Source organism: Massilia sp. Dwa41.01b (assembly GCF_014171775.1).
In the GTDB taxonomy this organism is placed as follows: domain Bacteria; phylum Pseudomonadota; class Gammaproteobacteria; order Burkholderiales; family Burkholderiaceae_D; genus Telluria.
Window position 1 is genome coordinate 4950600 of sequence record NZ_CP050454.1, and the last position, 25600, is coordinate 4976199.

Annotated in this window: 23 protein-coding genes, 1 tRNA gene and 4 pseudogenes; 12 read left to right on the forward strand and 16 right to left on the reverse strand. The window is 65.2% G+C overall.

The genetic code is table 11. From position 1 onward, the window contains the following. Nucleotides 1-10 precede the first annotated feature (10 nt). Nucleotides 11-1156 carry a hypothetical protein gene (locus G4G28_RS22830; RefSeq protein WP_182990067.1) on the forward strand — a complete coding sequence of 382 codons (1146 nt, stop codon included), beginning with the start codon at nt 11-13 and terminating at the stop codon, nt 1154-1156. 45 nt (nt 1157-1201) lie between these two features. On the opposite strand, the gene G4G28_RS22835 is transcribed toward G4G28_RS22830, so the two are convergent. Then, nucleotides 1202-1426, reverse strand: coding sequence for a hypothetical protein (locus G4G28_RS22835; RefSeq protein ID WP_182991923.1), 225 nt, complete (start codon nt 1424-1426; stop codon nt 1202-1204). A gap of 73 nt (nt 1427-1499) precedes the next feature. Continuing rightward, nucleotides 1500-1904, reverse strand: coding sequence for a hypothetical protein (locus G4G28_RS22840; protein ID WP_182990068.1), 405 nt, complete (start codon nt 1902-1904; stop codon nt 1500-1502). 271 nt (nt 1905-2175) lie between these two features. On the opposite strand from G4G28_RS22840, the gene G4G28_RS22845 reads away from it, so the two are divergent. Together G4G28_RS22845 and recQ are read left to right on the forward strand one after the other, a co-directional pair. Beyond that, nucleotides 2176-3009, forward strand: a complete 834-nt coding sequence (locus G4G28_RS22845; protein WP_182990069.1) for an undecaprenyl-diphosphate phosphatase — start codon at nt 2176-2178, stop codon at nt 3007-3009. Between the two features lie 16 nt (nt 3010-3025). Then, nucleotides 3026-4861, forward strand: coding sequence for a DNA helicase RecQ (gene recQ / locus G4G28_RS22850; protein WP_182990070.1), 1836 nt, complete (start codon nt 3026-3028; stop codon nt 4859-4861). Between the two features lie 204 nt (nt 4862-5065). Here recQ and trmB read toward each other — a convergent pair whose 3' ends face one another. After that, entirely contained in the window at nt 5066-5752 is a 687-nt protein-coding gene (gene trmB / locus G4G28_RS22855) for a tRNA (guanosine(46)-N7)-methyltransferase TrmB (protein WP_182991643.1), read from the reverse strand. Nucleotides 5753-5955: 203 nt separating this feature from the next. On the opposite strand from trmB, the gene G4G28_RS22860 reads away from it, so the two are divergent. Continuing rightward, entirely contained in the window at nt 5956-7077 is a 1122-nt protein-coding gene (locus G4G28_RS22860; RefSeq protein ID WP_182990071.1) for a succinylglutamate desuccinylase/aspartoacylase family protein, read from the forward strand. Nucleotides 7078-7116: 39 nt separating this feature from the next. On the opposite strand, the gene G4G28_RS22865 is transcribed toward G4G28_RS22860, so the two are convergent. Continuing rightward, entirely contained in the window at nt 7117-7374 is a 258-nt protein-coding gene (locus G4G28_RS22865; protein ID WP_182990072.1) for an HP1 family phage holin, read from the reverse strand. Between the two features lie 130 nt (nt 7375-7504). Between G4G28_RS22865 and G4G28_RS22870 the strand changes: the two genes are divergently transcribed. The 3 genes from G4G28_RS22870 to G4G28_RS22880 all read left to right on the forward strand — a co-directional run bounded on the left by G4G28_RS22870 (nt 7505) and on the right by G4G28_RS22880 (nt 10140). Beyond that, the gene (locus G4G28_RS22870; RefSeq protein WP_182990073.1) at nt 7505-8227 is read left to right on the forward strand and encodes an XRE family transcriptional regulator; all 723 of its coding nucleotides are present in this window, start codon (nt 7505-7507) and stop codon (nt 8225-8227) included. Continuing rightward, on the forward strand, nt 8227-8517 hold the full coding sequence (locus G4G28_RS22875; protein WP_182990074.1) for a hypothetical protein: 291 nt from the start codon (nt 8227-8229) through the stop codon (nt 8515-8517). Before G4G28_RS22870 ends, G4G28_RS22875 begins: the two co-directional genes overlap by 1 nt. 87 nt (nt 8518-8604) lie before the next feature. Then, nucleotides 8605-10140 carry an ankyrin repeat domain-containing protein gene (locus G4G28_RS22880; protein WP_182990075.1) on the forward strand — a complete coding sequence of 512 codons (1536 nt, stop codon included), beginning with the start codon at nt 8605-8607 and terminating at the stop codon, nt 10138-10140. Nucleotides 10141-10180: 40 nt separating this feature from the next. On the opposite strand, the gene G4G28_RS22885 is transcribed toward G4G28_RS22880, so the two are convergent. The 4 genes from G4G28_RS22885 to G4G28_RS22900 all read right to left on the reverse strand — a co-directional run bounded on the left by G4G28_RS22885 (nt 10181) and on the right by G4G28_RS22900 (nt 13783). Further along, nucleotides 10181-10254 (reverse strand) — tRNA-Gly (locus tag G4G28_RS22885). A gap of 89 nt (nt 10255-10343) precedes the next feature. Then, the gene (locus G4G28_RS22890) at nt 10344-11429 is read right to left on the reverse strand and encodes a sugar-transfer associated ATP-grasp domain-containing protein (RefSeq protein ID WP_182990076.1); all 1086 of its coding nucleotides are present in this window, start codon (nt 11427-11429) and stop codon (nt 10344-10346) included. Nucleotides 11430-11666: 237 nt separating this feature from the next. After that, complete coding sequence (locus G4G28_RS22895; protein ID WP_183107857.1) at nt 11667-12722, reverse strand: TraB/GumN family protein; 1056 nt, start codon at nt 12720-12722, stop codon at nt 11667-11669. An 8-nt stretch (nt 12723-12730) separates the two neighbouring features. Next, nucleotides 12731-13783 carry a TraB/GumN family protein gene (locus tag G4G28_RS22900; protein ID WP_182990078.1) on the reverse strand — a complete coding sequence of 351 codons (1053 nt, stop codon included), beginning with the start codon at nt 13781-13783 and terminating at the stop codon, nt 12731-12733. A 456-nt stretch (nt 13784-14239) separates the two neighbouring features. On the opposite strand from G4G28_RS22900, the gene G4G28_RS22905 reads away from it, so the two are divergent. From G4G28_RS22905 to G4G28_RS29535, 3 genes and pseudogenes are all read left to right on the forward strand, one after another. Next, nucleotides 14240-14779 (forward strand): LPP20 family lipoprotein, encoded by a 540-nt coding sequence (locus G4G28_RS22905; RefSeq protein ID WP_183107858.1) that lies wholly within the window; start codon nt 14240-14242, stop codon nt 14777-14779. Further along, nucleotides 14769-15461 (forward strand): annotated as a pseudogene (locus G4G28_RS29530) (flagellar assembly protein T N-terminal domain-containing protein); the annotation flags it as partial. The gene G4G28_RS22905 and the pseudogene G4G28_RS29530, both read left to right, overlap by 11 nt. A gap of 214 nt (nt 15462-15675) precedes the next feature. Further along, nucleotides 15676-15969, forward strand: a complete 294-nt coding sequence (locus G4G28_RS29535) for a FlgT C-terminal domain-containing protein (RefSeq protein WP_374039809.1) — start codon at nt 15676-15678, stop codon at nt 15967-15969. 340 nt (nt 15970-16309) lie between these two features. Here the strand turns inward: G4G28_RS29535 and G4G28_RS27105 are convergent, their stop codons facing one another. The 3 genes and pseudogenes from G4G28_RS27105 to G4G28_RS22920 all read right to left on the reverse strand — a co-directional run bounded on the left by G4G28_RS27105 (nt 16310) and on the right by G4G28_RS22920 (nt 19093). After that, entirely contained in the window at nt 16310-16894 is a 585-nt protein-coding gene (locus G4G28_RS27105) for a UdgX family uracil-DNA binding protein (RefSeq protein WP_308601387.1), read from the reverse strand. Nucleotides 16895-17106: 212 nt separating this feature from the next. Next, nucleotides 17107-17628, reverse strand: a pseudogene (locus G4G28_RS27110) (TIGR03915 family putative DNA repair protein); the annotation flags it as partial. Between the two features lie 231 nt (nt 17629-17859). Beyond that, a pseudogene (locus G4G28_RS22920) lies at nt 17860-19093 on the reverse strand (putative DNA modification/repair radical SAM protein). A 282-nt stretch (nt 19094-19375) separates the two neighbouring features. On the opposite strand from G4G28_RS22920, the gene G4G28_RS22925 reads away from it, so the two are divergent. Further along, the gene (locus tag G4G28_RS22925; RefSeq protein ID WP_202033703.1) at nt 19376-19984 is read left to right on the forward strand and encodes a hypothetical protein; all 609 of its coding nucleotides are present in this window, start codon (nt 19376-19378) and stop codon (nt 19982-19984) included. A gap of 136 nt (nt 19985-20120) precedes the next feature. Continuing rightward, the gene (locus G4G28_RS22930; protein WP_229425277.1) at nt 20121-21125 is read left to right on the forward strand and encodes a hypothetical protein; all 1005 of its coding nucleotides are present in this window, start codon (nt 20121-20123) and stop codon (nt 21123-21125) included. 319 nt (nt 21126-21444) lie between these two features. Here G4G28_RS22930 and G4G28_RS27115 read toward each other — a convergent pair whose 3' ends face one another. The 5 genes and pseudogenes from G4G28_RS27115 to G4G28_RS28695 form a co-directional block, all read right to left on the reverse strand. Beyond that, nucleotides 21445-22035 (reverse strand): tetratricopeptide repeat protein, encoded by a 591-nt coding sequence (locus G4G28_RS27115; RefSeq protein ID WP_229508118.1) that lies wholly within the window; start codon nt 22033-22035, stop codon nt 21445-21447. Then, nucleotides 21945-22865, reverse strand: a pseudogene (locus G4G28_RS27120) (tetratricopeptide repeat protein); the annotation flags it as partial. The gene G4G28_RS27115 and the pseudogene G4G28_RS27120, both read right to left, overlap by 91 nt. Nucleotides 22866-22872: 7 nt before the next feature. Further along, entirely contained in the window at nt 22873-25095 is a 2223-nt protein-coding gene (locus G4G28_RS22940; protein WP_183107860.1) for an EAL domain-containing protein, read from the reverse strand. 7 nt (nt 25096-25102) lie between these two features. Next, the gene (locus G4G28_RS28690) at nt 25103-25462 is read right to left on the reverse strand and encodes an ATP-binding protein (RefSeq protein ID WP_308601390.1); all 360 of its coding nucleotides are present in this window, start codon (nt 25460-25462) and stop codon (nt 25103-25105) included. After that, entirely contained in the window at nt 25459-25599 is a 141-nt protein-coding gene (locus G4G28_RS28695; protein WP_308601392.1) for a hypothetical protein, read from the reverse strand. The genes G4G28_RS28690 and G4G28_RS28695 overlap by 4 nt, the downstream gene beginning before the upstream one ends. Between the last annotated feature and the right edge of the window lies 1 nt (nt 25600).

Here is a 25600-nt window from a genome sequence, read left to right on the forward strand (position 1 = left end):
AGGATTCACCATGACCAAGTTGGTCCGTCTCGCACACATCGTCCTCGCACTCGCGCTGCCGCTGGCCGCTGGCGCCGCGCCCGCGGCACCGCAGCGTTCCGAGGGCGCGGCGCCAGGTACCGGTTCCGCTTATGCGGCCGATATCGGCGTCTTCCTCGAATCGGTGCACTGGTACGAGCGTGGGGTCAAGTCGATCCCGCTCCCGAGCGAAACCTACCAGCGCGAGTTCCTGCAGGCCTTGCTGGCGTCAATGACGCCGGCCCAGTTCTACGCGAAGGCGGCGCCGGCGATGGCACGCTACATCACGCCTGCCCAGGCCGCGACGCTGAGTGCGATGGCACGCAAGCGTCCCGTGCCGCTGGGCCAGCAACAGGCCGCCATGCAAGCCTACTGGACCATGGAAAAGAAGATAGGGCCGGAGCTGGGACCCGTGTGGCGCGAGCTGGGCACCGCCTTCACGCAGCGGATGGAAGCGCGTGCCGTCGCCGAGGTCCGGCGCGCCGTCGCCGAGCTGGCGGAAAACCGCGGTACGCCGTACATGCCCAAGCTGAACAAGGTGGGCCTGCCCTACCTGGACCGCCTGACGGGACTGACCGTCCACCAGGTCAGGGAACAAATGATCGCCTCCGACACGATGTCCCATGGGTGCAGGGACGCGGGCATGGAAACGGCGCTGCGTGCCGCCAACCTGTTGGCCAAGGACGGCATTGCCGCGGCGCGGCAGGCGCTCGACGGCTGCGAACGTGCCCTGGAGACGATGGAAAAGAGCAGCGAGCGCGCGTTCAACGGGATGCGCGCCGACCTGCTGGCCCTGAACCTCCCGCCGAATGCCCTGGCGGGCATGCTCGACAAGCAGGGACGCGAATTCTATGATTTCGGCCTCAAATACGGTGAATTGACGCGCCAACTGCTGACGGCGCACCGGCGCATGGTCGGTCTGGTCGAAAGCAGGCACGCCACGGTGCAGCTGGACGGCGACCAGTTGGCGTTCGAGTCCGAAGCCGACGTGGCCGAGTTCAACCGCAATCTCGGCGAAGTCAATGGACTGGGAAAGACAATCAACGACCTGATCTACCAGCAGCGCCAGAAAGGCGCCCTGCGCAACATGGACCTGGGCGACGACATCACCCCCGCAACGCCGACACAGGGAAGCTAACGGTCCGGCGATCCGGCGGTCCGGCGGTCCAGCGTCCGGCGGTTTTCAGCTGCGTTCGTCCTTGTCCGCAGGGCCCTCGCCGATCCGCGGCAACTCGCTTGGCAGGCGCAGCCGTTTCTTCTTCTTGACCGTGGTCGAGATCTCCTGCGCCGGCTTGGTCGCGGGCGGGGGCGCGACGGGCAAGGGGAAGCCGAGGAAGGCCATGACGAAGAGGATCGGCAGCAGCAGATAGAAAAGCGGCCGCCGCCAGTTGAGTTCGTTTTTCAGCATGCCCGATAGATAAGCACGGGCACCGTCAATACAAGATGGTTGTATTAATTATTTGCAACGGCAGCGCAAGGGCTTACTTGGCGGCCCTGGGCGGGCGGCTCTGGATATACGCGAACAGGGCGCCCAGCGTCATGCGCTCGTCCCAGGTGTCCGGCGCCACGCCATAGCGGGCGCGCAGCTCGGCGGACAGAATTTCCAGTTCCAGCGCATCGGCCATCCACTTCGACGGATGCAGGGCGCGATAAATGCCCAGCAACTGGTCGTCGGGACGGAACTTCAGCTGGTCGATGTCGCGGAATGCGAAGGCATCGGTGAACAGGGAGAGGAATTCGCGGATTTGCTTCTTGGAAGCGGCAGGGAAAGCCCTGCGCCAGAGGCGGCCCTGGCAAGTGCGGGCACGGAAGGGGTTGGGGATGCTTCCTTTCGAGAGGACGGACCAGGCGACCGCCAGCAAGAGCAGGATTGCAACAATACTCATCGTCGTATGGCAGCGTTACTCATGCGGACGAGTCTAGCACGTCGCGCGGCGGCCGGCGCACGTTTGCGCGCCGCTTTTTCCGTTTCCAACACGACGTTTCCAACACGACTATATCGGTAGTCACTTGTCCGAAAAAAGGCCGCTTGCCGACGCCAAAAAGCCGCGCCGTCGATAGCCGGCTCAACGGCAAGAGGCCGGCTCGTGGTAAGCTTCGCGGCTACGCGCAATACGCCATCCCTGCTCGCACTCCCCACTTACACACAAGCAATACATGGATATTCTTCTCGCCATCAAGGCAATCATCATGGGCCTGGTCGAGGGCTTTACCGAGTTCCTGCCGATTTCTTCCACCGGTCACCTGATCCTCGCGGGCAGCCTGCTCGACTTCACGGGCGAGAAAGTAAAAGTCTTCGAAATCGCGATCCAGGCCGGCGCCATGCTGGCCGTGATCTGGGAATACCGTGCGCGCATCGCCAGCGTGCTGACGGGCCTGTTCTCCGAGCGCAAGCAACAGAAATTCGTCCTCAACCTGGTCGTCGCCTTCCTGCCGGCCGCGCTGCTCGGCCTGGTGTTCAGCAAGATGATCAAGGCGGAGCTGTTCAAGCCGGTGCCGGTGGCCATGGCCTTCATCATCGGCGCCTTCGTGATCCTGTGGGTCGAGCGCCGCCACAAGGCCACGCCCGCCGCCGCGCGCATCGAGACGGTGGACGACATGACGATCGTCGACGCCCTGAAAGTCGGCTGCGCCCAGGCCTTCGCCCTGATTCCCGGCACCAGCCGCTCGGGTGCGACCATCATCGGCGGGATGCTGTTCGGCCTGTCGCGCAAGGCGGCCACCGAATTCTCGTTCTTCCTCGCCATCCCGACGCTGCTGGCGGCGACGGTGTACTCGGTCTACAAGGAGCGGGCGCTGTTATCAAGCGCCGACCTGCCGATGTTCGGCATCGGCGGCCTGGCCGCCTTCGTCTCCGCTTTCCTGTGCGTGCGCTGGCTGTTGCGCTACATCAGCTCGCACGACTTCACGCTCTTCGCCTGGTACCGTATCGTGTTCGGCGTGATCGTCCTCGTCACCGCGCATTATGGGCTGGTGAACTGGGCGGAATGAAGCCGAAAGCGAATCCATGACTACCCAGCAACTCGACCAGGACCTGGAGGCGCGCGCGCTGCACCTGCTGCAGACCGTCTTCGGCTATCCCGCCTTCCGCGGGCAGCAGGCCGACATCGTCCAGCACGTTGCCAGCGGTGGCGATGCCCTGGTGCTGATGCCGACCGGCGGCGGCAAGTCGCTGTGCTACCAGATCCCGGCGCTGCTGCGCGACGGCGTCGGCGTGGTGGTCTCGCCACTGATCGCGCTGATGCAGGACCAGGTCGATGCGCTGGAAGAAGTCGGCGTGCGCGCCGCCTTCCTCAATTCGACCCAGACCTTCGAGGAAACGCTGCGCATCGAGCGCCTGGTGCGCACGGGCGAGATCGACCTGGTGTACGTGGCGCCCGAGCGCCTGATGACGCAGCGCTGCCTGGACCTGTTCCTCGATTCGCGCATCTCGCTGTTCGCCATCGACGAGGCCCACTGCGTCTCGCAATGGGGACACGATTTCCGGCCGGAATACATCCGCCTGTCGATCCTGCACGAGCAGTTTCCCGACGTGCCGCGCATCGCGCTCACGGCCACGGCCGACCAGCAGACGCGCGACGAAATCGCCCACCGCCTGCAACTCGACGATGCGCGCAAGTTCGTCTCGTCCTTCGACCGTCCGAACATCCGCTATGCGATCGTCGAAAAGACCACCGGCCGCAAGCAGCTGCTCGACTTCATTACTACGGAACACCCGGGCGACTCGGGCATCGTCTACTGCCTGTCGCGCAAGAAAGTCGAGGAAACGGCCGACTTCCTGAACGAAAACGGCATCCGCTCCCTGCCCTATCACGCCGGCATGGAATACGCCAAGCGCGCCGACCACCAGGCCCGTTTCCTGCGCGAAGAAAACATCGTGATGGTGGCGACGATTGCCTTCGGCATGGGCATCGACAAGCCGGACGTGCGTTTTGTGTGCCACCTGGACCTGCCGAAAAGTATCGAAGGCTATTACCAGGAAACGGGCCGCGCCGGCCGCGACGGCATGCCGGCCTCGGCCTGGATGGCCTATGGCTTGCAGGACGTGGTGCTGCAGCGCCGGATGATCGACGAGTCCGAAGCCGACGAAACGTTCAAACGCGTGCTGTCGGTGAAGCTCGATGCCATGCTGAGCCTGTGCGAAACGCTCAGTTGCCGGCGCATGCACTTGCTCGACTATTTCGGCGAGCGTTCCGGCCCCTGCGGCAATTGCGATACCTGCCTGATCCCGCCGGTGAGTTTCGATGCCACCGTGCCGGTGCAAAAGCTGCTGTCGGCCATCTACCGGGTCGACCAGCGCTTTGCCGCCGGCCACGTGATCGATGTGCTGCGCGGCGTGCAGACCGACCGCATCAGCCAGTGGCACCACGACAGCCTGTCGGTGTACGGTGTCGGCAGCGACCGCAGCGAGCAGGAGTGGCGCGCCATCGTGCGCCAGACCATCGCCCTCGGCCTGGTGACGGTCGACCACGAATCCTACCAGTCGCTGAAACTGACGGACGCCGCGCGCCCGGTCCTGAAGGGCGGCCAGAAAGTGCAGCTGCGCCAGTACCAGAAGCCCGTCAAGCCCAAGCGCGCCTTCTCGTCCTCGAAGGGCTACGAGGAGCTGGAGCTGTCGAAATCGGAACAGGCGCTGTTCGAGCGCCTGCGTTCCTGGCGCATGGGCGCCGCGCGCACCCACGGCGTGCCGGCCTATGTCGTGTTCCAGGACGCGACGCTGCGCGAGATCGCCAAGGTCAAGCCGGCCTCGCTCGAGCAGCTGCGCGGCGTGTCGGGTGTCGGCGAGAAGAAGCTGGTGTCGTATGGCGCCGAGATTGTCGCCATCATCAACGAGATGGTGTAAGGGCCGCGTTGTCCGTAGGGTAGGCGGCTCCACCCGACAATTGGCATCGACGCAACGCCAACGCCGCCTACGCGTTCAACCGGTACATGCACCACGCCGTCGCGGTTTGCAAACGCTCGTTCATGCACCACGCCTTCGCGATTTGCAAACGTTCGTTGAACGCGTGGGCGGCGCCAGCACCACAGTGCATCCAATCGCGCGGTGTTAGCCGCCCACCCTACGGAACACCAGATCCCACACCCCGTGCCCCAATTTGAGGCCACGGTTCTCGAACTTGGTCAGCGGCCGGTAGGCCGGCTGCGGTGCATAGCCCTCGGCCGTATTGACCAGCATCGGCTCGGCACCGAGCACTTCCAGCATCTGCACCGCGTAATCTTCCCAGTCGGTCGCCAGGTGGATATAGCCACCCGCCTTCAGCTTCCGGCACAGCAGCTGCACGAAGGGCGTCTGGATCAGGCGGCGCTTGTTGTGGCGCGCCTTGTGCCAGGGGTCGGGGAAGAAGATGTGCACGCCGTCGAGCGAGCCGTCGGCGATCATGTGGTTCAGCACCTCGAAGGCATCGTGCTGGATCAGGCGCAAATTCGTGATGCCCTGTTCGCCGATCTGCTTGAGCAGGCTGCCCACGCCCGGCGTGTGCACCTCGACGCCGATAAAGTCTTTCTCCGGCATCTGGCGCGCGATGTGCGCGGTGGTGTCGCCCATGCCGAAACCGATTTCCAGGATGACGGGCGCGGTGCGGCCGAAGGCAGCCGGGTAGTCGAGCATCTCTTTCTTGTACTCGACCAGGAACTGCGGCCCGAATTCCTCGAGCGCGCGCGCCTGCCCGGTCGACAGCCGGCCTGCGCGCGTGACGAAACTGCGGATGCGATGTTCGGTAGGGTCGTACAGCATCGTACGGGCTGGGCCGTTGGTTGGCTTCTCTTCGGACATGGAATCGGGGTGGAGGAAAGAACGGCGGCCATTATAGCCTAGCCCTTCCCCCCATGAGCCTGTTGGAGGGGCGCCGCCGTTGCAGGAAAGCACCGGTGTGTGATCAGAAAAGCAATTGCGCGATAATCGATCCATCCCAGCTTGACCCTGCCGAGGCGCTTCGAATGCATGCAACCAAACACCCGATCGCGATCGAAGACAATGTCGCGACCTTTCAATTGACTTCCTACCACTACGGCCAGCCCGGCAGGGGCAAGAAAGTGTATATCCAGGCCTCCCTGCACGCCGACGAGGTGCCGGCCATGCTGGTCGCGCACTTCCTGCGCCAGGAGCTCGAGCGGCTCGACGCCGAAGGCCGCGTCAAGGGAGAAATCATCCTGGTGCCGGCGGCCAACCCGATCGGCCTGTCGCAAACCATCCACGGTACCCCCTTCGGCCGCTACGATTTATCGAGCGGCGTGAACTTCAACCGCGCCTATAAACACGTGGCCGAAGACCTCAAACAATCGCTCGAAGGCAAGCTGGGGGAGGATGCCGCGGCGAACGTCGCCCTGATTCGCGCCCACGCCCGCCGCTCGCTGGAAACCTGGGAGCCGAAGACGAGTGGCGGTATTCTGAAGAAAACCCTGCTGTCGATGGCGATCGACGCCGACATCATGCTCGACCTGCATTGCGATAACGAAGCGGTGCTGCACATGTACGCCGGCGAGCCGCTGGCCGAACAGGTCGGGCCGCTGGCGGCGCTGCTGCAATCGCACGTGGTACTGCTGGCGCGCGAGTCGGGCGGCGAACCCTTCGACGAGGCCTGCAGCCGTCTGTGGTGGGACCTGGCCGAACACTTCGGACAGGGCGTGGCCATTCCTCCGGCCTGCGTTGCGGTGACGGTGGAACTGCGTGGCGAAAACGATGTCGACTATGGCCTGGCGCGGCCGGATGCCGGCGCCCTGCTGCAATACCTGGCGCGCGAAGGCGTGCTCGACCTGCCGCTGGAACCCCTGCCGGCACCCTTGTGCGCGCCGACGCCGCTGGAAGCGGTGGAACCCTTGTCGGCGCCCCACTCCGGCGTGCTGGTCTTCCTCAAGCGGCTGGGAGACCGGGTCGCGGCCGGTGAAGCGGTGGCCGAGATCGTCAATCCGGTGTCGGGCCAGGTGACGCCGGTCTGCCCGGAACACGCCGGCATCTTCTTCGCCAGCACCGCCCACCGCCACCTGCTGCGCGGCATGCACGTCTGCAAGATTGCGGGCGACACGGCATTCCGGGCCGGCAGTTTATTGAGTGCCCGTTAGCGCGGTGCCGCAGGCCGGCGATGCTGGCTTGCGGAATGCTCAGCCGACATGCTGCGATTCCACGTTCCGTGCGATCTCGGCGGCGCGAAGGCGCGCCAGCGCTTCCCGTTCGGCCAGCTCGGCCTGGCGCTGCTCGCGCGCATCCTTGCGGCGCATGTAGGCCACGTTCGCTATACAACTGACGAGCGCAGTCACGATGCCCGCCAGCACACTCCACTCCGCCAGGGTAAAGGAAGCCATGAGCGATCCGAGGGCGTCGATGGTGCGCGTCATATCAATATCAGGCAGCTTGCTCATGGTTTCCTCTCGCGTTGGCCCGTCAATACCCCCTGTGGGTGTTGACATAAGTTAAACTTAGTATAGTTATTCTATACATTGCGGTCAAGTTTTTCTATACTTTTGCGCTAGCTCCAAGTATGCTTGCGCCATGGAACTTAAGACGATGATTGCCAACTGGCTGAAAGAGGCCAGGAAAGAGGCCGGCCTGTCCGGGGAAGCGTTGGGCTCGAAGCTGGCCTTCGAGCTCGGCACGGCGCGCGGCCATACCAAGGCGAATATTTCCCATTGGGAGACGGAGAAGCACAGCCCCAACCTGCAGCAGTTGCTGGCCATTGCCAGGGTGACCGGCAAAAGCCTGCCGCCCGCCATCATCGCCGGCCTGCAGGGCGCGGACCCGGCCGCCCTCGCCCCTGGCGCGATGCGCGTGGTGGTACTCGATGCGAACGACGAGGCATTCGTGCAGGTGCCGATGGTGAAATTGCGCCTGTCCGCCGGCGTCACCGGCTTCCAGACCGAGCCCGAGCACCACGACGGCGGCACCGTCGGCATGCGCCGCGACTGGATCGAGCGTAAACGCCTCAACCCGACGCACCTGATCGCGATTCTCGTCAAGGGCGCCAGCATGGAGCCGACGCTGTACGAGGACGATATCGTCGTCATCAATACGGCCGACCGCAAGCCGGTGCAGGGCGAAGTGTTCGCCGTGAATTTCAACGGCGAACCGGTCGTCAAGCGCATGCAGAAGGATGGCGGCCGCTGGTGGCTGGCCTCGGACAACCCGGACCAGCGCACCTATTACCGCCGCGCCTGCGAAGGCGACAGCTGCCTCATCATCGGGCGTGTGGTGCGCAAGGAAAGCGACCGTATCTGATGAAAGTGCAGGTTACCGAATTCCCCTTCCATGGATCGTCCGCTGTCGTTGCCATCGTCGAATCGCGCTATACCCTGGGTGAGAACGGCAAGCCGGTATTGCGCCAAGTCGCCGCGCACTTCCCCGGGCGGCCCGTGATGCTGGTGTCGGTCGAGCCGAACGGCTTTCGCGCCTATGCGCCCTTCCAGACCGGGCAGCTGCTGGCCTTGCTGCAGCTGGAGGAGCTGAGGCTGCGCGAGATTGACCTGGCCGAGCCGCCGTCCGGAGACGATACGCCGCTGCCGTTCTGAAGTTTCTGCTGATAGCGGGATGCCAGGGTCGATTGTTTAACGTGAGGAAACTGCTAGACTTGTCATTTTTTTAACACCTCAGACACCATGCCCTTCGCCCGTACACTTGTCCGCTTCGTACCCGCGCTTCCGCTCTTTACAGCGAGCGCGAAGGCACGATTCCGGCCATGGACTGTTCTCGTCCTGGCCAACGCATTCTTCATTCCCCTTGCCAGCGGCGCCGCTGACCTGAAATGGGATCTGTCTTACCAGTCGGCCCTGCGTACGCATCCGATTGCCGAGAAGGAGTTCATGCATCACTGGCCGGCGCAACATCCGCAGCGCCCCATTCACCAGCGGCTGGCCGACTACAGCGGCGAAGCGATCGAGGCCTCCCTGCTCATCGAGAGTCCGGATAGCCATACCGGCGACGCCGTGGCGACCTGGTTCGTCAAGACGAAAACGACTGCCCAAAGCTGCCGGCTCTACAAGCAGCGCAACTGGCCATGCGAGCCGCTCGACCCGGCACGCACGGAAGCATTCATCCGCAAGGTCATGGATTTCGCGCCGCTGCGTTTGCCCGCCTCGATCGACAGCGCGCCCAGGTACGACAACGGCGAACTCCTCTCGTTCAATTACACAGGCTTCCTCAGCATTTACCTGCGCGGCCGAGTACTGCAAAGGCCACTCGCCGCACTGGAAATGAGCGAGACCGTGCTCGCGCCCGATGGCATGCGACAGGCCGATATCGGACGCCTCACCCATGCCATGGCCGAAGTGCTGCTGACCCCGGCCGAGTCCCGGAAACGGCAGGCCGAGATCGACCAGCATCTGCGCAGCATGGCCTATGTCGCGGCAATCCGCGCGGGCGATATCGACAAGGTCCGCCGCTTCCTCAGCCAGGGCGAGCCAATCGAGGACCGCGGGAACAGCGATTCGCCATCGATCGCCATCGCGGCCGAGAGCGGACACAGGGCCCTGGTCGACCTGTTCCTGCAGCGGGGAGCGCGGATCGACGCCAGCGAAAGCGCCGCGCTGAAAGGGGCAATCCGTGCGCGCAATGCCGAGATGGTCGAGTATCTGCTGTCCAGGGGTGCCAAACTCGAGCCGCCCAGGGATTCGCTCAACAGCTACGGCAGCGTGTACGAGACGCCGCTCGCGGTTGCGGTGGGTGTTGGGGACACGCGCATGGCGCAATTGCTGATCGACCGGGGCGCCAACGTGAATCCGCCCGAGGGCAGCAATCCGCTTGCCAAGGCCGCGTTGGGGTTCGACCTGCCGATGCTGGACCTGTTGGTCGCCAAAGGGGCGAAAGTAGACACCGTCCAGCCGGGGCTGGTACCGAGGGACAGCCTCCTGATGCAGTTGATGAGGTACAGCGGCGCGCTAGGCCGCTGGCCCGACGACGAGCAGCGACGGCAAGAGATTCTGGAAAAGGAAGCCAAGCTGGCGCCCGTCGTGCGCAAACTGGTCGCTGCCGGTGCCGATGTCAATTACACGGGGCCCGCCTGCCGCACCGCCTATGAGGAGGCGCGCTTTCGCAACAGCGAAAACATCATGCGCCTGTTGGGGGAGCTGGGTGCGGATCCGAAGATGCAGCAGGAATGCCTGGCCAAGCGCCGCAAGCAGCCTGATGGCGGGTAAGCTGGGGAAGAAGAGATAGCTGCCGTGTGCGGCAAAGGTGTGGAGCGGGTGAAGGGAATCGAACCCTCGTCGTAAGCTTGGGAAGCTTCTGCTCTACCATTGAGCTACACCCGCGACTCGTCGCATTCTACGCGAGTTTTCCCGGCATTGACAACCTTGCATCGGCCTTTGAGGGAGTGCAGGCCGCCCCGCCGGGAAGGCCCTCAGCAGGCCAGTTTCGCGTCGATGACCGGCTTGAAACCCTTCTTGTAGGCCACTTGCAGGATGTCGATGTCGTAGCGCCAGTTGGCCTCCACGATCACCGGGCCGTCCTCCAGCACGGCCACGTCCCAGCCCACCGTATGCAGCCCCTCGATCGAGGTGTGCGCCTTCTTCACCAGCTCGAGCACCTGCGGCCAGTGCGGCACCTGCACGCCGACGATCGAGGCGCCCGACTGCGGGTGGATCGGCACGTCCTTCATCGCCGGCCAGGTGCGCGACCTGGAGCCGATCGCCGTGATCATCTTGCCGGTCTCGACATCGACGCCGGCCACCAGGTTGCCGCTGGCGCCATGCGAGAAATTGTCGACATCGGATTCGCCGACGACGATGCGCACGGCGCCCGCAATGACTTCGATTTGCTCGGCCTTGCGGATGGTGACGACGCGGATGGTCGACAGCCCCTTCGACTGGGTGATGTTCTTGATGATGCCGTGGTTCACCAGCTTGGGCTGCACGATCAGGGCGCGCGTAAATTGCAGCGCCGCTTCGCAATAGCGCGCCAGGTCCTCGAAGGAACCGCTGTTGCCGCCGCTCCAGCGCACACCCGAGGGGGTGACGCTCAGCGAAAAGGTGCCCTTGCCGTGCGAGCCGTGGCTGGGCTTGACGAAGTATTCGCCGGGCACGAGCAGGCGCGCCAGGTCGCCTGGTGCCAGGATGTGGGGGATGCTGCTGCCTTCCGGCGCCGCCTTGGTGATCAGGGCAACGATGTGCGCCGTGGCGATGCCGTGGCCGGTGCAATGCTCGAAGAACTTGATCTTGTCGTCGGCCAGCTGGCGTGCTTCGACCGAAGTAACGGCGGCATAGCGTTTCTTGAGCGGCTCGTTATCGAGATAGTCGGACCAGGTGCGCTTCGGCACCTCGGCCAGGCTGTAGAGGGAAAAGAACTTGGCGCCCAGGCCGAGGTTGCGCCGCGCGTACATCGGGCCCCACAGCAGGTGCACGTCGGACAGGCGCCGGATCGATGAAATGGCATACAACTCCGCGCGCATGTACTGCGAGGCGACATCCAACACGTGTGACAGCTTCATCGTAATCCTTCCATTTCCTTGCATGCGGCGCTTTCCGCCTGATGATTGCTTGCGAGAACTTCGCAGCAGATTCGACGATGATGATAACGCATCAACCCGCTTTCACGTCGCGCGAAATGTTTTTTTGGCAAGGATTGCTAGTGGACGGTGGTGAGGCGGCATGCTGGCCGGGGCGGGCCAGCATGCGCGGTCGTTCGAACGGTGACAATCCGCCCCGGGCAGCATGGCTGCCCGGCCTTATTTCGGCGGCTCGACCGTATAGCCGCGCGCCTGCAGTGTTGCTATGACGCCATGCGGGTGCAGGATTTCCTTGATGTGTACGACCGTGAAGGTGCTGGCGTTCGTGGCGAGCGCCTTTTCCGCAGCCGCCACCCACTGCTCGGCGGCGCGCGCGTGCATGTCCTTCAGCTCGGGTTGCAAGGTCGCGACCGAACTGGTTCCGAGGGCATTGCTGCAGGCCGCAGTGCGGTCGGCAAAGCTCAGCTTGCGGATCTCGTCGAGGTCGCCGACCGCCCAGGCGTTGGCACGGGTACGCATCACGTCGACGTCCGTGTCCAGGCTGTCGATGGTCCTGGCCAGGCAAGGCACGTCGTCCATGCTGGACTTCTTGAACTCGCGCAGCGCCTTGACCGGCTGCTTGATCGTCACGTGGTAGCTGGCATCGGTGAATTTCAGGTGGTGTTTTTCGGCCAGCTCGCCGATTCGTTTGCGTACTTCATCCCCGCGCGACAGGCCGGCGTGGCGCAATGCGCGGCTGTACAGTTCGTCGGCGACAAAGGAAGGCCGTTCACGCTCGACGCCCTGATCGCCCGCGAAATATTTTTCCTTCAGGGGCAGCCAGCGCGCATACAACTCGGGCGGCAGGATGTCCCTGAGCTCGCGGCCATCGGGATTTTTCTTGGCGCCGATCAGGAAAGGCAAGGCCGCCACCCCGCTCCAGCCGACGTCGACGCTCACCTCCGGCGGCTTCAGGTATTCCTGGGAGTGCGCGATGATCCTTTCGACCGCGCGCGATTGCCATTCCATCTTGGCCGGCAAGGGCGAATAGGTGCCGAACACCCATAGCACATGCTCGCCCTTCGACACCTTCCACAAGCCCGGACCCGGGCGGCTGCCCGAGACGAGCACGGTCTGGGGCAGGGCCTCGCCGTTCTCGAGGGTCGGGGCGGCGGCCGGGCTTGCCTGGTTTGCCGCAGGTGCCAGCGCCGCCGGCGTACTGCCGGCCTCGCTCTGCGCCCGGGCCGGCAGGGCCAGCAAGCACAGGACCAGTACGGCCGAGGTGCGTTTCGCCATCGCGGGCCTCATTTCGGCGCCTCCACCGTATAGCCTTTCGCCTGGAGTGTCGCGATGATGCCCTTTGGATCGAGGATATCCTTGATGTGCACCATGGCGAACGTGCTGGTATTGGCCGCCAGCGCTTTCTCGGCGGCGGCAAGCCAGGAGTCCGATGCCTGTTGCGTCAGGGTGTGCAATTCGGGCTGATTCTTTGCCAGGGAACTGCTGAGGACGGCCTGCTTGCAGGCTGCCCGGTCGCCATAGTTCAGCTTGCGAATGTTTTCGATCTCACCCGTCGCCCAGGCATTGGCCAGCTCGCGCGTAGCGCCGAGTTCGCTTTCAAGGCGCTCCATGGTCTTGGCCAGGCAGGGCACGTCGTCCATCGCCGACTTCTTGAAGTCGCGCACGGCCTTGCCCGGATCCTTGATCTTGATTTCGACCGTCGGGTCGCTCACTTTCAGCTTGTGCTTCTTGACGAGCCCCTCGATGGTCTTTTCCACCTCGGTGCCGCGGGTCAGGCCCGCCTCCTTGAGCGCACGGTTCGACAACTCGAAGGCCACGAACGAAGGGCGTTCACGCTCGATGCCGCTGTCGTTGCCAAAATACTTTTGTTTCAGCGGTTGCCAGCGGGCATAGACGTCGGGCGGCAGCAAATCCTTCAGCTCGGCGCCATCGGGATTTTTCTTGACGCCGATCAGGAAGGGCAAGGCCGTGATGGCGCCCCAGCCGACACCGATCTGCGCCAATGGCGGCTTCAGGTATTCCTGGGAACCGGCGATGGCTTTCTCGACATTGCGCGAGCGCCACTCCATTTTCTCGGGCAAGGGCGTGTAGACGCCGAATACCCACATCATGTGATCGCCCTTCGACACCTTCCACAGGCCCGGACCCGGTCGCGCGCCGGAAACGAGCACGGTCTGGGGCGCCTCCTCGACAATCTCGGTCACCGCTGCCGGCGCGGCCCCTACTGGCTCGGGCGCGGCCGTTGCCGTCTGGGGCGCAGTCTCGGCCGTGGCCTGCGACCATGCCGGCAGGCTCAGGGAACAGAGAATCAATGCGGGCAAAACGCGTTGCAACATCGTGACATCCCTTCTGGTAATCGTTGTTGAAGCTATTAGGGGGATTGTCTTTGCATTAAGCAAGATAAGCAAGAAACAAGATGTTACAAGAGCCATATGCATGCCGGGCATCTGCGGAGATCACGGGCGTGCGGGATGCCTGTTGCGTGTCGCCCAAGCGTGTCGCCGCCGCAGAAGCAGCCCTGGGGCAGGTTTGCGATCATGAAGGACCCCGAGGCAATCAGTTCGTGCTGTCCTCGTCCTGACTTGCTGAGCTTGATTCGCGGCAGGCGATGACAGGACGGCCACCAGCGTGATCGAACAGGCATCGCCGGCGTGATGGAGCCGGCAAGAAGCTTGCGATTTTACTGCTTTGCGGCAAAATATTTCCGTACGTCCATCAAGATCCGGCGCAGCCGACCGTTATTCAGACTGATACCGCGCTCATCGCGCCTGCATTTTCCCACCGGATCCGTCATGAAAATCGTCGCTGTCCTCGCCCTCGCCTGCGCTTCGCTGCTGTCCGCCTGCGGCACCCTGCCTTCCATGGCGCACCAGGCGCCCGCTCACCAACCTGTCCTCGTCACGCTGCACGCAACCGGCTACGGCGCCGTCAACACGGCCGCCTGCGAAGGCCAGTGCGACCGTGTGTCGCCGGCCCAGCGCAAGCTGCTGGCCATGCGCGCCGCGCGCCTGGACGCCTACCGCGCCATGGCCGAACAGGTCTATGGCCTGCGCATCGAAGGCGGCAGCACGGTTGGCTCGATGGCGCTCAAGGACGATAGTTTCAAGGTGTATATTGACGCCTTCATCCGTGGCGCGCGCGTGACCAAGGTTACCCAGCGCGAAGACGGCAGCTACGAGACGAGCGTGGAGATGGATTTCGACACCAATGCGGCCCCCTCCCAAGCCCAGGTTGCCAGCCCCGCTCCGGCGGTGGCCAAGGCCGCCCGCACCATGGTGGGAGGCGCCGGCCCCGGCGCCGCCTATGGCGCGTCGTTCTACCATGCCCAGTAAGGCCTTCGCCTTCTTTCGCGCCGCGCTGGCGGCAATCCTCGTGCCCCTGCTGCTGGCCGCGAGCGCACTGCCCGCTTTCTCCGCCCCGATCGAAGCCGAAGGCGTCGCCGCCATCGCCGAAGGCGGCGTGGCGAAAGCTCGCCAGAATGCCATTCGCGACGCCCTCGAGCAGCTCGGGCTGCGCAGTGCCGCGCGCGTGGAAGTCGCCGCCGGCGCCAGCAGCCGCGGCACCTCGTTCGACAGCAGCCGCGTCCAGCCGGCCGCGGAATTCGACCGCTACAGCGTCCTGCGCGAGTGGCAGACGGGCCAGCTGCTGCACGTGCGCATCGCGGTGAAGGAAGAAGACGCGCCCGCGCGGCAGCGTCAACCTCGCCTACAGGAAGAAACTCGTCGTCACGCCCTTCCACTTGCGCAGCTCACCCCAGCTCGACGACATCGACGGCATCGCCACCCGCCTGCCCCAGAGCTGCTGCGCCGCATGACGGCATCGGGCAGGTTCCTCGGCAAGGCCAGTCCCTATGTCGTGTCGCCCGGCGCCAGCGGCCCGGCTGCCGACACGGCGGCGGTGCGCCGCATCGCGACCATGCACGAGAGCCAGTTCGTCATCTCGGGCGAGATCGTCGACGCCAGCCGTTTCGAGCAGCCGGCCTATTACGGCCTGTGGAAGCGCCGCGCGCGCCGCATCGAGATCGCCTTCTTCGTGCACGACGGCCTGACCGGCACCCTGCTGGCGCGCCATACGGCGGTGGTCGAGCAGCCCGGCGAAGGGACGGTCGGGCGCGACAAGCCGTTCGGCAGCGCCAGCTTCGCCGCCACGCCGTTTGGCGGCGCCATCCTGCGCGCGCTCGACGAAGGCATCGCCGCCATCGCCGCCGACCTCGCTCCCCCTGCCCTTCATGGCCAAGGTGGTGCAGGTGCAGGGCGAGCGCATCTTCATCGACGCCGGCAGCACCTCGTCGGTGGCGCCGGGCGACCAGTTGGTCGTCTATCGTGCCGACACGCGCCAGCAGGTGTACGGCGCCGATCCCCTGGTGCCGCTCGGGACCGTGGAAACGCCGGTCGGCACCGTGACGATCGTGCAGGTGCAGCCGGGGTTTGCGATCGGGACGGTGACGCCGCCGGCGGCAGCCAGGCAGGTCAGCGCGGGGGATATGGTGCGCTTCGATGTGGCGGTGATGCCGGGGCGGTAAGCGGTTGCGATGTCTGCCAAACCGCAACGCCGGCTTGACGTAGGGTGGGGTCTTGACCCCACGCGGTATAGCACGCCTGCCCGTCGAAACGGCGGTAACACTGATTCGATCGAACCGACATCACATCTATGCGGCTCGCGATGCGTTCAGGTGGACGCAACCGTGCTATACCGCGTGGGCACAGAGTGCCCACCCTGCGAAGATCGCCAGTGCCATACCGCGTGGGGTCAGGACCCTCGCCGGGCGCCCCCTGTAGGGTGGGCACCTGTGCCCGCGCGGAATGGCACCTTCGCATATCGAGATGCAAGCCCTGGGATGCAACCGTGCCATAGCGGGGGAATCAAGACCCACCCTGGGCCGCCGGCTCTTCCGGCTGCCGCTCCAGCAACTGCTGCGCCAGTTTTAAGCCCTCGACCATCACGTTGAACGCCTGGTGCCGGGTTTCCTCGTCCGGCACGCGCAGGATGTACGAGGGGTGGTAGACCGTGACGACCCAGCGCCCCTCGTGCTCGATTGCCTTGCCGAGCATGTCTCCCAGCTTCGCCTTGCCATCGCGCAGGACCGATTTCAGGGCCGTGGCACCCAGGGCCACGATCACCTTCGGCTTGACGGCCGCCAGTTCCTTCTCCAGCCAGTAATGGCAGGCCTCGACTTCGCGCTGGGCGGGCGTCTTGTGCAGGCGCCGCTTGCCGCGCGGTTCCCACTTGAAGTGTTTCACCGCATTGGTCAGATAAATCGTGCGGCGCTCGAGTTGCGCCGCCTCGAACACACGGTCGAGCAGCTTGCCGGCCGGGCCGACAAAGGCTTCGCCGGCCAGGTCTTCCTGGTCGCCGGGCTGCTCGCCCACCAGCATGATGGGCGCCTTCTTCGGCCCGGCTCCCGGCACGGCCTGGTAGCGAACTGCCACAGCTCGCAGCGCCGGCATTCGTCCAGTTTCGATGGCTGCTGGCGCTCCGGTTGCGCGTCGAGTGGCGCGATCGGGATGGTGGCGCCGCTCTTGCGGCCCACCGCCTGCGCCTGGCCCGTGCTGCGCGCACCCAGTTCGGCATTACTCACCATGGCAGGCACGATCGCGCCCTCCGGCAGGTTCTTCCAGAAACGCGACGGGATATGGCTTTGCAGCAGCTGCGCATTCACGCGCGCGGGATTGAAGATGCTGCGGTAATAGGTGAGCCAGAGCGCTTCGCCGGTATCAATCAGGTCGGCCGCGCTGCTCATCAAGGGACCGGTGTGGTGCAGCGTGGCGCCATCCCACATCACGCTGGCGTCGGGGGTACCGATCATCCAGGTGACGCCGCCCATGCGGTTTTTGAAATGCTCGGCAACCCGCGGCAGGACGTCGTGGCGCGGTTCGAACCAGGCGGCAAATTGCGGCGGGCCCGCATCCAGGGGCCGTTCGCGGAATCGGATGTAAGCATGCATGTCGTGCTCCTCGCGGCGCACCGCCTTTACCATGCCATGCAGGCGTGCGCCGTCGGCATCGGCCGGCGACTGCACGTCGTGCTCGCCGTGGGTCCAGCGCCAGATGACCCGGTACAGGAAGGCCCAGCGGTCGGGCACGCGGCAGCAGGCGGCCGACCCAGCATGTCCATGAAGGCGCGCGGGATGCGTGGTTGATGGGGCGGTGCCGGTTTCGGGGACTGTCCCCGGCAGGAACATTATCGGCAGAAGCGGCCGCGTCCGGCGCACCCGAGGCGTCGTCGCCAGGAAGGTCGGCAAAGAGGTCGGCGGCCGCGCCGCCGGGTTCGCTCCAGGTGACCAGTTCCGGTGCCACGCCGTGCATCAACAGGTCGCGCGCGGCGGCGCGCCATTCGGCAAAATTAGCGACGGTCAGCGGCCGCCCGGCGCTCACCGCGGCAAGCCTTGCAGCTGCGGCGGCGCCCGCCGGGTTCATGCCGCCTGCAGTTCCGGCCACAGGTTCATCTGCTCCTGCGGCGCGCCCAGGTGGCGCCCGCAGCAGGTCGGAACTGGCGAGACCCTGCGCCGGCTTGTAGTCGGCCGTGACGACGAAGGGCGCGATCTTCTTCATGCTGCAACGCAGGCGCGACAGATCTTCCCAGCGCACCCGGCGCAGGCGCCGCAGTTCGACGATGCGCTTGGCGTTGCGCAGGCCGATGCCGGGCACGCGCGCGATCATCTCGGCCTCGGCGCGGTTCAGGTCCATCGGAAAGTGGTCGCGGTTCGACAATGCCCAGGCCAGTTTCGGATCAACATCCAGCGCAAGGTTGCCGGCCTGCGGCATCAACTCGCCGGCGGTAAAGCCATAGCTGCGCAGCAGGAAGTCGGCCTGGTACAGGCGGTGCTCGCGCAAGAGCGGCGGCGGCGCCAGCGGCACGCTTTTCGGGCTCTGCGGGATCGGGCTGAAAGCCGAGTAGTACACGCGTTTCAGTTTATAACTGCCGTACAGGGTTTCGGCCGTGTTCAGGATGGTTTGATCGTCGCTGGCGTCGGCGCCGACGATCATCTGCGTGCTCTGCCCGGCCGGCGCGAACGATGGCGCTTTCGGCTCCTCGGCCTTTTCGTCGAGCTTGCGGCGGATGGAACCCATCGCCAGCTTGATGGTATGCACGTTCTTTTCTGGCGCGAGGCGGGTGACGCTGTCGTGGGTGGGCAGCTCGATGTTCACCGACAGGCGGTCGGCATAGCGGCCGGCCTCGGCGATGAGCAGCGGGTCGGCATCTGGAATGGTTTTCAGGTGAATATAGCCCCTGAAATTGTGCACCTCGCGCAACTGGCGCGCCACGGCGACGAGCTGCTCCATCGTGTAGTCGCTCGACTGGATGATGCCGGAACTGAGGAACAAGCCGTCGATGTAGTTGCGCAGGTAAAAGTCGTGGGTGAGCTTCACCACTTCCTCGACCGAAAAGCGCGCACGCGGCACGTTCGAGGTACGGCGGTTGACGCAGTACTGGCAGTCGTAGATGCAGAAATTGGTGAGCAGGATCTTCAGCAGCGACACGCAGCGGCCATCCGGCGTGTAGCTGTGACAGATGCCCATGCCGGTGGTGGCGCCGATACCGCCGTCGCTGCCGTCGGATGCACGTTTCGGGGCACCGCTGCTGGCGCAGGAGGCGTCGTACTTGGCGGCGTCCGCCAGGATTTCGAGCTTGTCGGAAAGTTTCATCGGAGTGGAGAAACTGTATGGGCGTACAGTATATACCACTCGCTGTACCGACGTCGCGCGGGTGCTTGCAGGTGTTGCGGGGCAGGTACGCGATCGAATTTCCAGACGCCAGCTTTTATTCGCACAGGGTAGCGCGCTCTTTTTCCGGTGATCGTGTTGCAAAAATGAAATTTATAGAAAATAAGCTGCCAATTTGCAATAAAATAACAATAACGAAGTGCAACACGGTTCAAGGACACACATGCACCTTAGGCAAGTTCACCTATTATTTTCGGAGATTCCATGTTTTCAATTCCACGCACCCTGGCCTTCCTTGCTGCGCTGACGATGGCCACGGGCTGCTCGGTCATGCATCCGGTGGCTGACGACTACAGCCAATACCTCGCCAAGAACGCGGGCGAGAGCAAGTTCCAGACGGTCAAGGCGGCCGATCAATACTACCTGCCGCCGGCCACCCAGAACCACCACTACGAGTTCCGCGCGGCGACGACCGGTTATGCCAATGTCTGGGTGATGGAATTCGGCAAGGTGCTCGACGCAACGATGCAATCGAAGGATGCCACCGCCGCCTTCGGCAGCCTGGCCAAGGCCAGCACGGAAACCCAGGGTAGCGGCAACACGCTCGTTTTCGAGCTGCAGAACTACACTTTCGACGACTTCGCCGCCCACGTCACGCTGGCCATCAGCGTAAAGAACGCGCAAGGCGAAGTCTTCAAGCAGACCTATACGGCCCACGGCAAGTCGCAGGGTGGAAAAATGTTCCTGGCCGGCGCCTTCGGCATGAAGAATGCCGTCCAGCAGTCGACCAAGCTGGCGACGGACGAGATCATCGGCAAGTTCATCCGCGACCTGAAGGCATCGGGCAAGCTGGCTGCGGCCACGCAGGGCTGAGCCAAAGACCCGGGAAGGCCGGCCACCCGGCCTTCCCGCACGCACGCCGCACACACGCCTCGCCGGCGGCAGATCCCCAACCTATATCGACGTCAACCATGACATCGAATCAGGCAGCAATTCGACAGGCCAGCACATGATGATCGTCCCCGATTACTGGGCCGAAGCAAGCGCCCACTATCGCCGCAAAGGCAAGCAGGTCACGATCAGGCGTTTCGGCTGGTCCGACGCCAGCTTGGCAGACGCACAACGGAACGCGCAGGCGCGCGTAGCCGAAGCACTTGCCCGCGCCGTCTCCGGCGAACCGTTGCCGCGGCGCGAGCGCAAAGTGCCTTACAACGGCGGCAACGGGCTGCCGATCCGGGAGGAAGTGGTTGAGCGCTTCGGCGAGACCGTCATTACCCGCAATTCGTATGGCGCCCGCTGCCTCAATACCCCCGGAGTACTGTTTGCCGATATCGATTTCTCCGACGCTCCCGGAGGGCGCACGATCAAGGGCACTGCGCTGTTCCTGCTTGCAGCCATTGCCGTCGGGGTGGGACTGCTGGCAGCGGCCGGCAAGAGCCTCGGCACCCTCTGCGCAGCGGGTGTGCTCGGTGCGCTGCTGGCCCTGTTGCTTGCGTACCCGGTTGCGCAGCTTATCCACCGCACAGTGGTTCGGGCCAAGGGGGGACCGGAGGCAATCGCCCGCGCGAATGTCGTGCGCTTCCTGGGCACGCGTCCCGACTGGCTGGTGCATCTCTACCGCACGCCCGCCGGCTTGCGCCTGCTCGCCACCCACCGGCTGTTCGATCCGCTGGAAGCCGAAGTCGCCGAATGCTTTCGGGCATTGGGCACCGACCCGGTGTACGTGTCCATGTGTCTGAACCAGCACTGCTTCCGGGCACGTGTATCGGCCAAACCATGGCGCATCGGCATCGGGGGCCATCTCAAGCCACGGCCCGGCACCTGGCCGGTCGCGCCCGAGCGGCTGCCGCAGCGACGCGAATGGCTGGAACGCTACGACCGCGCCGCCGCGGGCTTTGCCGCCTGCCGCTTCATCGAGTCGATCGGCAAGGGCGTGAGCCTACCTGCCGCGCAAGCGGTGCAAGCGCTGCACGATGAACTGTGCCAGGCCCGTTCCAAGCTGCCCATTGCCTGAACCGGGCTATTGCATCGGCTGGCGCAACAGGTGCCGGAGGCGGCCGGACTGACGCTGCCGCCCAGGCGCTTCTGCCGCCCCCGTGCCGCATGCGGCTTCCCTTCTTCGCATCCACAGGTTCGCCACCGGGCGCGGCATCGTTCCAGGCTAGCCGGCCTGCCCCAGGCGCTCCTGTACCCGCTCCCACTCCTGCACAGCCATCCGCGCCACGACCCGCTTCAGGTAGGCTCCCGCCCCGGCACGCCTGCATCAGCCGCACTTGCCAGCCAGCCGTAAGCCTCGACCGGGTCGCGCGCCGTGCCCTGCCCCGTCGCACACATCACCCCGACATTGAACCGGGCACGCGCATGGCCCGGCGCGCGGCGCATGCGTACCAGTGAAAGGCGGCCACGTAATCGCGCGCCACGCCATGGGCGCTGTCGTAACGCAGGCCAAGCGCGAACTGGGCCGGCGCATGGCCGCCCTCGGCCGCGCGCAGGTACCAGCGCACCGCCTCGAACGGATCGGCGGTCCCGTCGCGTTCGAGCAGCACGCCCACCATGTGCTGCGCCGGCGCGTAGTCCTGCTCGGCCGCGCGCCGGTACCAGTGCAAGGCCTGCACCGCGTCCACGGGCACGCCGCTGCCGGATTCGAAACGCAGGCCGAGGTCGAACTGGGCGCGCAGGTGGCCCTGTTCGGCCGCGCGCAGGTAGCAGGCGGCCGCCTGGGCCGGATCGTGCGCGACGCCCTTGCCGGCATCGTGGAGCTGGCCCGGTGGTAATGCGCGGCCGGCAAATCCTGGGCCGCGGCCCGGCGATACCAGTGCGCTGCCTGCGCCGCGTCGCGTTCGACGCCCTGCCCGTGCTCGTAGCGCAGGCCCAGGTTGTCCCGGGCCGCCGCATGGCCCTGTTCGGCCGCGCGCCGGTACCAGCGCAGCGCCGCCGCCTCGTCGCGTGGCACGCCGCTGCCGCTGTCGTGGATCAGCGCAAGGTTGAACTGCGAGCTGGCATGTCCCTGTTCGGCGGCGCGTTCGTACCAATGAATCGCCTGCAGGCTGTCCTGCGCCAGGTCTTGCCCCTTGTCGTAGCGCAGCGCGAGGTTGAACTGGGCCGGGGCATGGCCCTGGCCGGCGGCGCGGCGCAGCCATTCGATCGCCTGGGCGGGATCCCGGGCCATGCCCTGGCCGCTGTCGTAGCGCAGCGCCAGCGCGAACTGCGCACGCGCATAACCCTGCTCGGCGGCGCGCCGGTACCAGCCCAGTGCCACATCGAGGTCCTGGGCCACGCCCTTGCCGCCTTCGTACATCATGCCCGGGTTGTGCTGGGCGCCGGCGTCGCCGCGCGCGGCCGCCTGGCCGAACCAGTGCAGCGCCTGCTGGATGTCGACGCGGGTGCCCTGGCCCTTGGCGTGCATCCAGCCCAGGTTGTACTGGGCCTGCACATAGCCCTGCTCGGCCGCGCAGCCATACCAGTAGCGCGCCTGCTCCAGGTCCTGCGGCACGCCCTGTCCCTTCTGGTACATGAGGCCGAGGTTGTACTGGGCCTGCTCGAAGCCCGCGCTGGCCGCCATGCGGTACCAGGCGACCGCCAGTTCGTCGCTCCGCTCGACGCCCTGGCCATTCACGTACATGAAGCCCAGGCTGTGCTGGGCGCTGGCGACGCCGCGTTCGGCCAGGGCCTTCAGGCGTGCGAACTCGGCGCGCTGGAAGGCGGCCTTGTCACGGTTCCCGGCGCCTGTGTCAGGCACGGTGGCGGCGTCCATCGACGGCTCAGGCGCTCAGTGCGCGGACTTCCGCGGCGCCGGCGTTCGCCCCTTGCGCGCGCAGCACGCCGATGAAACTGGTCAGCGAGATCGGGCGGTGGAACAGGTAGCCCTGCATGGTCTCGCAGCCGTTGGCGCGCAGGTAGTCGGCCTGGATTTCGGTCTCGACGCCCTCGGCGATCAGGTGCAGGCCGAGCCCGCGCGCGATCGAGATGATCGCCAGGATCACCGGATAGTGGCCGTCCGCGTCATGGATCTCCTTGACGAAGGACTGGTCGATCTTCATCGTGTGGATCGGGAAGCGGTGCAGGTAGGACAGCGAGGAATATCCCGTGCCGAAGTCGTCGATCGCCACCGACACGCCCAGCTGGCACAGTTTGTTCAGCTGCTCGATCGCGTACTGCGGGTTGCGGATGCAGATGTTCTCGGTGATCTCGACCTCGATCTGGCCAGGGGAAATCCCGTAGCGCACCAGCGCATCGCGCATCTTCTCGAAAAAGTCGCCGCGATCGAGGTATTGCGGCGACAGGTTCAGCGACAGGCGCACCGCCTGGCCACTCACCAGATTCCATTGCAGCATGTCGCGGCACAGGGCGACGATCATCCAGTCCGAGATCGGCAGCATCAGGCCGTTCTCTTCGGCGAAGGGTAAAAATTCGCCGGCCGACAGCAGGCCGCGGGTCGGGTGGTTCCAGCGCATCAGCGCCTCGGCGCCGATGATGCGGCCGCTGCCCGAGTCGATCTGCGGCTGGTAGTACATCTCCAGTTCGCCATGCTCGAGCGCGCGGCGCAGCGACTGCTCGAGCGCGATCTTCTGGTGCGACACGTCGAGCATCGAGTCGTGATAGAAGCTGTGACCGTTCTTGCCCAGCGCCTTGACCTGGTACATGGCGATGTCGGCGTGGCGCAGCAGCTCGTCGATCGATTCGCCGTCGCCGGGATAGATGGCGATGCCGATCGAGGCCGAGATGTGCACCTCGTGGCCATCGAGATCGAACGGACGCTGCAGGCTTTCCAGGAATTTGTCGGCGATGATGCGGGCGTCGTCGCGGTCGCGCAGTTCCGGCAGCACGATGGTGAATTCGTCGCCGCCCTGGCGCGCGATGGTATCGCCCTTGCGCAGGCATCCCTTCAGGCGCAGCGCGGCCTGCTGCAGCAGCTCGTCGCCTTTGACATGGCCGAGGGTGTCGTTCACCAGCTTGAAGCGGTCGAGGTCGATGAACATGACCGCGAGCTCGGTCTGCTTGCGCTTGGCCTGGATTACGGCCAGGCCCAGGCGGTCCTTGAACAGGATGCGGTTCGGCAGGTCGGTCAGGATGTCGTGGTAGGCCTGGTAGGAGATGACTTCCTCGGCGCGCTTCCTGTCGGTGATGTCGCGCGCCACGCCATAGGTGCCGAAGAACTCGAGCTTCTTCACCTCGCTGTCGGGCACGTGCATGCCGATCGAGTTCAGCGAGATCGTCATCAGCGTGTTGTTGAAGGTGCGGTCACCGCCGCTACTGCGGGCACCGCGGCACTTCAGGCGCAGCTCGACGTTGCGCGAGGCGCGTTCGTCGACCCTTCTCTCGTTGAACACGTAGCGCGCGCGCTCCAGGTCTTCCTCGTGCACCAGGATCGAGTAGTGCTTGCCGATCAGTTCATCGCGCGTAAAGCCCAGCAGCTGGTAGGCGCGGTCGTTCACGAAGGTGAAGCGGCCTTCGTGGTTCAGCGTGTAGATGATGTCCGGCGAGCTGTCCACCAGGTAGCGGTACATCTTTTCGGAGTTCTCGAGCTGCTGCGCGATGCGGGTGTTGTCAAGGGCCAGGCGGCGCTGCCGCAGCGCGTTGCCGACCGTTTTGAGCAGTTCCTCGCGGCTGTAGGGCTTGCGCAGGTAGTCGTAGGCACCGCGTTTCAGGGCGCCGATGGCAGCGTCGATGCCGACTTCGCCGCTCATGACGATGACGTCGGCGCCGACGCCGCGCTCGTTCATGAAGTCCATGATCTCGTGGCCGCCGATGTCGGGCAGGCGCAGGTCGAGCAGGACCAGGTCGAAACGGCTGCGCGACAGGTGGGCGATCGCCTCGGTACCGGAGCCGGCGGTCGTCAGGTGGAAGCCGCGGCCCTTCAGCAGTTCGTGGAGCGAGGCGAGCAGGCGCGGCTCGTCGTCGACCAGCAGCAGGCGTGCTTCGTTTCCGGAATCAAGCTGCCCGCTGGCGCTACCCGGGTCGCCGCTGGCGGAATAAACGTTCATCATGACCTTATACAGAACCCAGCGCGCGCGTGGACAGGGCCGGCGCGCCGCTTGCGCCGGACGGTGCCGGCAGCAGAATGTCAAATGCAGTGCCGTTCCTGCCGCTGCGGCAGGCAATATGGCCGTTCAGTTTCGTGACCAGGCCGTGCACGATCGCCAGGCCGCGGCCGCGGTGCGCGCCCTCCTTGGTGCTTTGCACCGCCGAGAACAGCTTGGCCATCACCTCGGGCGGCAAGCCCGGCCCCGTGTCGGTGACGGCCAGTTCCACGTACAGCTTGCGCTCGCGGTGCACCTGGCCGCGGTTGACGATGGCGATGCGTCCGCCGCCGGGCGCCAGCGCCTCGACCGCGTTCTTCACCAGGTTCACCAGATCTGCTTGAGCAGGTCGGGATCGCCCTCGGCCAGGCGCGCGCCTTCATCCAACTCGGTGGCGATATCGACATTGGCCGGCACGAACTGGCCGGCACGGAACAGGCGCACGACATCGCCGGCGACGGTCGCCACG